Raw genomic sequence first — 8467 nt, forward strand, 5'->3', positions numbered from 1 at the left:
CAGCATTGAACTTAAGCATTCAATGCGTATTCTGCGCCGCCTTAACGGAGACTCCTATGAAATTTATTTTTACACTGCTCATGATCTGCTCACTGGCCATGCCGGCTCTTGCCGCCGATGTGCAACCGACTGACGAGTGGAAAAACAGCTCGGAAATCGGCGCCCTGCAAACATCTGGCAATACCCGCACGCTGACTCTGAATGCCAAAACCAGAATGAGTCATGAAGGTCGCCATCTGCGCGATACATTCGAGGCAAGCGCCCATGCCGCCACAGATCGCAATACGACGACGGCCGAAAAATATACAGCCAGCCTGCAAGAGGACTGGAAAATAACCGATCGCGACTATCTGCTTCTCCGCATTGGTTTTATCACTGACCGCTTCTCCGGTTTTCGTCGCCGCACGAGCGAAACCATCGGTTACGGACGCGACCTGATTAAAAGCGATGCCTTCGAGTGGAATATGGAACTCGGCGGCGGTCTACGCCAGAGCAAGCTGACCAATAACACATCAAACAACGAGTCGATTGTCCGCGGATCCACGCGTGCACAGTGGCAGATCGCCGATTCAGCCACTCTGATCCAGAAACTTTCCACTGAAGGCGGTAAAAGCGGCTGGGCATCCAAATCGGTAACCGCCCTGCAACAGAAAATTAACTCACATCTGGCCAGCAAAATAAGCCTGACACTGGAACACAATAGCAAAGTACCCACCGGCAGGAAAAAACTCGATATTGAAACGGCTATTACACTGGTAGTTAATTATTAATGTCCTACCCTGTTGAGGAGGAGGCAACATTTACCAAACAGGGATCATTGCCAGCAGGTCAGTGACAGAGCCATGCAGTGACGCATCAACGCCTCGAGGCATGGGCATTAACCAGATCCCTGCTATAACCGCGCTATATAGCAGCAGATAGGAGAGCCATGCAGCGGGAGAAAACAGGGTCAACGCCGTGCCGAACGACTGTTTGAGGTGACTACCCGTCAAATTCACGCTGAAAGCCTCATCCAGCAGCAGGTGTAGCAGATATCCGCATGTGACAAAAGCCGCCGCTAACCAGGTGAAATGCAGCGACCATCCTGCCAGCTGATGACCCAGTGCAATCGTAACCAGCCCCGCCAGCAGTGCAGCCGGGAGAGAGTGAAACAGACCGCGATGCACTGTAATACGGGCAAACAGGTTCAGTACGATGTAGCGCATCACCACGGCCCCGGCTCCGGCACATGCCAGCAACTGCCATAGCGGCAATTTACCCTGCCACCCGAGAAGAATAAGCAAGGCGGTAGCCAGACTGAACAGACGAAAAAGCCATTGGGCCGGCACCGAATGATCGGAATCGATATCCGGCAACAGCCCGGCTACTGTGCCGAATGTAAACAATCCCGCCGCTTCAGTCTGATTCACCATACCTGCCTGCAGACAGATACCGGTTGCAACCAATGATCCGACAGCCGCGACCGCAATATGGGTTTTGAAGTTGGCCATGATTTCCTCTCAACATTGATGCACGAGAGAAGGCTACAGCCAGAGATGATACCCGACGGTGAGCCGGCTCACGCCAGACTCACGATCCGGTTGCCGCAACAGAGAACTTAAAACTGTTCCTTATCGATGCATACAGATTTTCATTTTTGATTGCAGTGACTAAAGGTTATAGCCCCTTTTTGCTGGCCAACGTCAACCCGTCGGCCAGAGGCAACATCGCCATATCGATTCGACTATCTCTGTAGAGCATGTTGTTAAATGCGCGAATGGCATTGGTGGATGGCTCCTGATTGTCAGGATCAATGACACTGCCACCCCACAGAGTATTATCGATGGCGATCAGGCCCCCGACGCGCAACAGTTCAAGACTGCGCTCGTAGTAAGCTGTATAATTCACCTTATCCGCATCAATAAAGACAAAATCAAACGAGCCTGCAGCACCATCGATCAGCAGTCTGTCCAGTGTTTCGAGCGCCGGCGCAAGCTGCAGATCAATGCGATCGCTAACCTCCGCCTGCTCCCAGAACCGGCGAGCCACATTCGTCCACGCTTCGGAAAGATCGCAACTGATGATTTTTCCATCTGCCGGCATTGCCAGAGCCATCCACAGGGTGGCATAACCGGTATAGGTGCCCACCTCCAGAATCCGACGCGCCCCGGTCAGGCGAATCAGCATAGCCATCAGCTGCCCCTGTTCGGGCGCCGAGCGCATCACTGAAAGCTCTTCCTGCTCTGTAGCCGCACGCAACGCCTGCAGAATAGCCGGTTCCCTGACACCAACCTGTTGAACATAGGTGGCCAGGGCGGCGTTCAGCCCCAGCGTATGATTAGCCAACCAAGGCTTCCAGTTCGCGGACACGCTGTTCCGCTTCCTGTAACTGATGCTCACTAAACACCGAGATGCCGTGTCTGATCAGCAGCCTTGCCGTCATACCCTGTCCCTCTATTTTTACTCCGGAAAAACTACCATCATTGACCAGACATACCCCACAGGAGGGGCTGCCCTCCTTGAGAATGGCGACCTTGATCTTGTGGTGCCAGCATTCACGCAGCGCTATCTCTGCGCCCTCAACAAAGGCATCGGTGACATCAGTGCCATCCTGACGGCGCACAGCCCCCTGGCCTCGCATGACAGCACCTACATCTCCGCCCTCTATCTCAGCCGGCGGGCGCGGAGTTGGCAGTCCGGCCATGGTTTCCGGGCACAAGGATACGATACGACCCTGCCTCTGCCACTGATCGAGTACGCCATGCTGCTGGCAGTCGCTACCATCGTAACGAACCCTTTCGCCCAGCAGGCATGCACTAACCAGTACTTTTTGCATGCCGTCAGCTTAACTCCGCCAGCGATTCAGTAAAGCTGTGATGTGATTTGTGTTTTATACCGAAAAAAGCAAAAAACTCCGGCGATATGATTTCACAGTTGTTCTTACACCAGAAGGCGAGTAAAGCGGCATGCTTTTGCCTCCATCGTATAATCTGTATCAGCCGCCGGGTTTGATACGGGCGAGAATATTATGCCCCATGCGCTGATGCAGAATCACCGCCAGTACATGTGCACCAAGCAATGCTTCCAGCACGCCGACAACCAGTTCATGTGTGCTGGCAACCAACTCAATAAAGGCTGTTTGTGGCGCCGTCTGGCTCCAGCCAAAATATAGTATAGTACCACTCATGCCCATGATAATCCCGGCTATCAGTATCAGGCCATGCACGCTACGGGCCACCGCTTCGCCATCTTCCGGAGGAGCCAGTTTCGCCTGCTTCCAGCCAGCCACCTGAACGCGAATCTCACTGGCCAGTTGCTTGCGTCCATCGGCAAACACCCATGGCACCAGCTGCCGCCAGTTAGCACCGGGCAGAGAGGTTAGCGCGAGCATGATGCGGACCAACAGCAGTCCGCCAATAACCAGGCCCAGAATTTCATGCACTTCAAAACCCAGTGTGGCCTCTACCGGCGCACCGGGCACAGCCTGATGATGTCCTTCATGAGCATAGGCCGGCATGATCCACTCTATTGCCGACACCGCAGGCTTATCCTCAACCTCGGGTACGTCCATTAACTCACCGATGGCGATTTGTGAAAGCATGCACAACGCCAACAGACTGTGTAATAGCCGAATCGGTTTCGCGTAGGCCTGTTCCGTCATTTTAAAACTCCCGTCACATTATTCATGCGCAGGCGCAGGGCATTGAGTTTGATAAAGCCACCGGCATCCTTCTGATCATAGGCACCCTGATCATCCTCAAAAGTACACAGGCGCTCATCAAACAGGGACTGATCTGAACGACGGCCGACAACCTGAACGCTACCCTTGTACAGTTTCAGGCGTACATCACCATTGACCGTAGCCTGAGTATAGTCGATCGCCTGCTGCAACATGATGCGCTCCGGTGCAAACCAGTAGCCGTTATAGATCATTTTGGCATAACGCGGCATCAACTCGTCTTTCAGGTGAGCTGCCTCCCGATCCACGGTGATTGATTCGATAGCACGGTGCGCCTTGAGCATGATCGTGCCACCCGGTGTTTCATAACAGCCGCGCGATTTCATACCGACAAAGCGGTTTTCAACGATATCGATACGGCCGATACCGTGTTTTCCACCCACCCTGTTCAACTCGGTCAACACCTGAGCCGGCGTCATCGCGACGCCATTGATCGAGACGATATCGCCGCCCCGGTAACCAAGCTCAATATATTCAGCCTCATTCGGCGCATTCTCAGGAGAAACCGACCAGCGCCACATCTCCTCAGACGGTTCGCACCACGGATCTTCCAGATCATATCCTTCATAGGAGATATGCAGCAAATTCGCATCCATCGAGTAGGGAGACTTGGAACCTTCACGCTTACGCTCAACCGGAATATTATGTGCCTTGGCATAGTTCAACATATCTTCACGTGAAACCAGGTCCCATTCACGCCATGGCGCAATCACTTTCACATCGGGTTTCAGCGCATAAAAACCCAGCTCAAAACGTACCTGATCGTTCCCCTTGCCAGTGGCGCCATGCGATACCGCATTCGCGCCTTCTGCATTGGCAATCTCTATCATGCGTTTGGCAATCAGCGGCCGGGCTATCGAGGTGCCGAGCAGGTACTCACCCTCATAAATGGCATTGGCACGGAACATCGGAAACACGTAATCGCGTACAAACTCTTCGCGCAGATCCTCGATATAGATAGAGGATACGCCGCCAGCTTTCGCTTTGGCGCGGGCATCTTCCACCTCATCCCCCTGACCAAGGTCGGCCGTAAAGGTAACCACCTCACAATCATAGGTATTCTGCAACCAGCTCAGAATAATTGAGGTGTCCAGACCGCCGGAGTAGGCCAGGACCGCTTTTTTTACTTCAGGATGCGACATTATTGTTCCCCACGCTTAAATTAGGAGCCCGGCTGTGCCGGATTCCGGTAAGCTACACATCAGCTCTGGCCGTTTCCATATGCGTTAAATATTGAATAGGTGAAAAGGTTCATATCACTCGCTATGAGCGATATCCCATAGAGTAGTGCCATCGCCGAGATGCAAAATCCTGAGCAGGGAATAGCGTTAGATTAACATCCGGACAGTGCTACCGCCCATCATCCGATCAGCGTAACGATTTCCCCATCCTGCTTGTGAATACGACCGATGCGATAAACGGTTTCACCGGCATCACGCAGAACAGACTCCGCCTTTACGGCTTCTGATTCTGACAGGATCGCGACAAAACCAATCCCCATATTGAAGGTACGATAGCGCTCAAACTTCGCTACATCGGCAAAGCCAAGCAGATACTCGAATACCGGCGGAACCGGCCATGAGGCGATATCGACTGTTGCTGCCAGTCCTGCCGGCAGAATGCGTTCGATATTGTCGAACATGCCGCCACCGGTGATATGGGAATAACCATGCACCTCAACGCCGGCTTTGAGCATCGCTTTTACTGCCGGAACATACAGTCGGGTTGGTGCCAGTACGGCATCAATGGCAGGAGTGCCATCCGACAGCAGATCGTTCGCGATATCTGCACCGCCAACCTCAATCAATTTGCGAATCAGGGAAAAGCCGTTGGAGTGGGGGCCATTGGAAGCTATACCCAACATCACATCACCATCGGATATGGTCACACCATCCACAATCGACGGGCGATCAACCACACCGACAGAAAAACCGCCGATGTCGTAGTGACCTGGTGCATACATACCCGGCATTTCAGCCGTTTCACCACCGATCAGGGCGCATTCACACACACAGCATGCTTCGGCGATGCCCTCAACCACAGCAGCCATCGTCTCATCATCCAGCTTGCCTGTTGCCAGGTAATCCAGAAAGAATAGCGGTTCGGCTGCCTGCGCCGCCATGTCGTTGACACACATGGCAACCGCATCAATACCGGCGACGTGCGGTCGGCCGTGTTGTTGCAGTAGTAGCAGCTTGGTGCCGACACCGTCGGTTGAAGCCACCAACACCGGCTCCTGCATATGCTTGAAGTTGGCGCTGAACAATGCGCCAAAGCCGCCAAGACCACCGATCACTTCCGGCCGGGTGGTGGACGCAACAGCCTGTTTGATACGACCAACAAAGGCATTACCGGCGTCAATACTGACTCCGGCATCGGCATAGGTAAGCGTAGGTTTATTATCAGTAGTCACTTGAAATCCTTTAAACGTCCAGATTTTGTACTTTCAGAGCATTATCCTGAATAAAACGACGCCGTGGTTCCACCGCATCACCCATCAGGGTGGAGAATGTTTCATCCGCATTCACCACATCTTCCAGCATAACCCGCTTGAACACGCGGTTGACCGGATCCATGGTGGTCTCCCACAACTGCTCCGGATCCATTTCGCCCAGACCTTTATAGCGCTGAATACCCAGCCCCTTGCGTCCTTCACTCTCAATAATAGATGCCAACTCATCAAAATGCGTGATGGGCCAGTTCTTCTCACCTTCACTCAGGTGTGCGCCATCATCCACCAGATTCTGTATCGATGCGCACAGCTTCTGGGCTTCTCCGAACTCGGCAGTGCCTACCAGGTCCTTGTCCAGTCGCGAAATCATGACCCGACCATGATCACGGCGCTGGAATTGTATCCAGCAGGTGCCGTCTTCTTCATTTTCGTTCACTTTCCAGGTTAATGTTTCATCTTCGCGCGTCGTCAGTTCAAACAACCGGTCCAGCGCCTGCAACCTTTCTTCCAGCTCCGCTCTGCTACGCATCATTTGCATGCTGATTTTGCCACTCTCAATCAGCAACTTAAGCACCTTCCTGTCAATACGCTGGGACAAGCGGCTCAGCAAACGCTGTAAACGATGGATACTGCGTACGGATGTCTGCAGGCGCTCACCGCTTATGGGTTGCCCATCGCTGGATGAGAAATACTCCTTCCCGTCAGATCCATGTTCGAGCAAAAATTCGAACAGACCGTCATCATCGGCGATATAGCGTGATTTCTTGCCACGGGTCACACGATATAACGGCGGTTGCGCAATATACAAATAGCCTCGTTCAATCAGCTCCGGCATCTGGCGATAAAAGAAGGTCAGTAACAACGTCAGAATATGCGAGCCATCCACATCGGCATCGGTCATGATGACAACCTTGTGATAGCGCAGTTTGGAGATATCAAAATCATCCTTACCGATGCTGGTGCCAAGGGCAGTGATCATCGTGCCTATTTCCTGCGATGACAGCATTCTGTCGAACCGGGCTTTTTCCACATTCAAAATCTTGCCTTTCAATGGCAAAATAGCCTGAGCCTTGCGATCACGCCCCTGTTTGGCAGAGCCACCGGCAGAATCGCCCTCCACCAGATAGAGTTCAGAGAGTGCAGGGTCTTTTTCCTGACAGTCAGCCAGTTTGCCGGGCAGACTGGAAATATCGAGCGCGCCCTTGCGACGGGTAAGATCACGTGCCTTGCGTGCAGCTTCACGCGCCGTTGCAGCTTCTGCTACTTTACCAACAATCCGCATAGCCTCTTTCGGATTTTCCTCAAACCACTCAGCCAGCTTTTCATTCACCACACTCTCGACAATCGGACGCACTTCCGAGGAAACCAGTTTTTCTTTGGTCTGTGATGAAAATTTCGGATCCGGCACCTTAACCGACAGCACGGCAGTCAGTCCCTCCCGACAATCCTCACCGGTGAGGCTGACTTTATGCTTTTTCAACAAGCCGCTGGCAGCCGCATAATTATTAACACAACGGGTCAATGCACCACGCAGGCCAGCCAGATGAGAACCACCATCCTTCTGCGGAATATTATTGGTAAAGCAGAAAACATTTTCCTGATAGGAGTCGGTCCACTGCATGGCCAGTTCCACCCCGACATCATTCCGATCAATCTGCATCGATACGCAATCGCTATGCAACGGTGCGCGTGTCCGGTTCAAATGTTCAACAAAGGCGGAAATACCGCCCTCATATTCAAATACAACCTTGTGGTCGGTACGCTCATCCAGCACTTCGATATGCACGCCACTATTGAGAAAGGATAACTCGCGCAAACGGGCCGCCAGAATATCGAAGGACATATTGCGATGAGAAAATATTTCCAGACTGGGCAGGAAGCGTACTTCCGTGCCGCTACCCTTGGCATCGCCAATCACCTTCAAAGGCTCAACCGGAACACCCATCAGGTATTTCTGGTAATGGACATGACCTTCCCGTCGGATCACCAACTCGAGTGATTCCGACAACGCATTGACCACCGATACGCCAACACCATGCAATCCGCCTGAGACTTTGTAGGAGTTATCATCGAACTTGCCGCCGGCATGCAGCACGGTCATAATCACCTGGGCAGCCGAACACTGCTCCTCGTCATGCATGCCGACAGGAATGCCACGTCCGTTATCGCGTACTGTCACCGAATCATCCGAATGGATGATAACCTCGATTTTGTCACAGTGGCCAGCCAGTGCTTCATCAATCGCATTATCAACCACTTCGAACACCATATGATGCAGGCCGGTTCCGTCATCGGTA

8 protein-coding genes are annotated in these 8467 nt (G+C 52.8%); 1 reads left to right on the plus strand and 7 read right to left on the minus strand.

The window, feature by feature from the left end; all coding sequences use genetic code 11:
* Nucleotides 1-56 precede the first annotated feature (56 nt).
* Complete coding sequence (locus tag SPV1_RS04430; RefSeq protein WP_009849921.1) at nt 57-770, plus strand: DUF481 domain-containing protein; 714 nt, start codon at nt 57-59, stop codon at nt 768-770.
* Between the two features lie 30 nt (nt 771-800).
* Here the strand turns inward: SPV1_RS04430 and SPV1_RS04435 are convergent, their stop codons facing one another.
* The 7 genes from SPV1_RS04435 to gyrB form a co-directional block, all read right to left on the minus strand.
* Nucleotides 801-1490, minus strand: a complete 690-nt coding sequence (locus SPV1_RS04435; RefSeq protein WP_009849922.1) for a metal-dependent hydrolase — start codon at nt 1488-1490, stop codon at nt 801-803.
* Between the two features lie 166 nt (nt 1491-1656).
* Complete coding sequence (locus SPV1_RS04440; RefSeq protein ID WP_009849923.1) at nt 1657-2325, minus strand: O-methyltransferase; 669 nt, start codon at nt 2323-2325, stop codon at nt 1657-1659.
* Nucleotides 2318-2815 carry a DUF523 domain-containing protein gene (locus tag SPV1_RS04445; protein WP_009849924.1) on the minus strand — a complete coding sequence of 166 codons (498 nt, stop codon included), beginning with the start codon at nt 2813-2815 and terminating at the stop codon, nt 2318-2320. Before SPV1_RS04445 ends, SPV1_RS04440 begins: the two co-directional genes overlap by 8 nt.
* Nucleotides 2816-2974: 159 nt before the next feature.
* Complete coding sequence (locus SPV1_RS04450; protein WP_009849925.1) at nt 2975-3640, minus strand: cytochrome b/b6 domain-containing protein; 666 nt, start codon at nt 3638-3640, stop codon at nt 2975-2977.
* On the minus strand, nt 3637-4860 hold the full coding sequence (locus SPV1_RS04455) for an argininosuccinate synthase (RefSeq protein ID WP_009849926.1): 1224 nt from the start codon (nt 4858-4860) through the stop codon (nt 3637-3639). Before SPV1_RS04455 ends, SPV1_RS04450 begins: the two co-directional genes overlap by 4 nt.
* Nucleotides 4861-5078: 218 nt before the next feature.
* On the minus strand, nt 5079-6131 hold the full coding sequence (gene purM / locus SPV1_RS04460; RefSeq protein ID WP_009849927.1) for a phosphoribosylformylglycinamidine cyclo-ligase: 1053 nt from the start codon (nt 6129-6131) through the stop codon (nt 5079-5081).
* A gap of 10 nt (nt 6132-6141) precedes the next feature.
* On the minus strand, nt 6142-8467 hold a 2326-nt coding region (gene gyrB / locus SPV1_RS04465), incomplete at its 5' end, for a DNA topoisomerase (ATP-hydrolyzing) subunit B (protein ID WP_009849928.1).

It is taken from the genome of Mariprofundus ferrooxydans PV-1 (genome assembly GCF_000153765.1).
Classification (GTDB): Bacteria; Pseudomonadota; Zetaproteobacteria; order Mariprofundales; family Mariprofundaceae; genus Mariprofundus; species Mariprofundus ferrooxydans.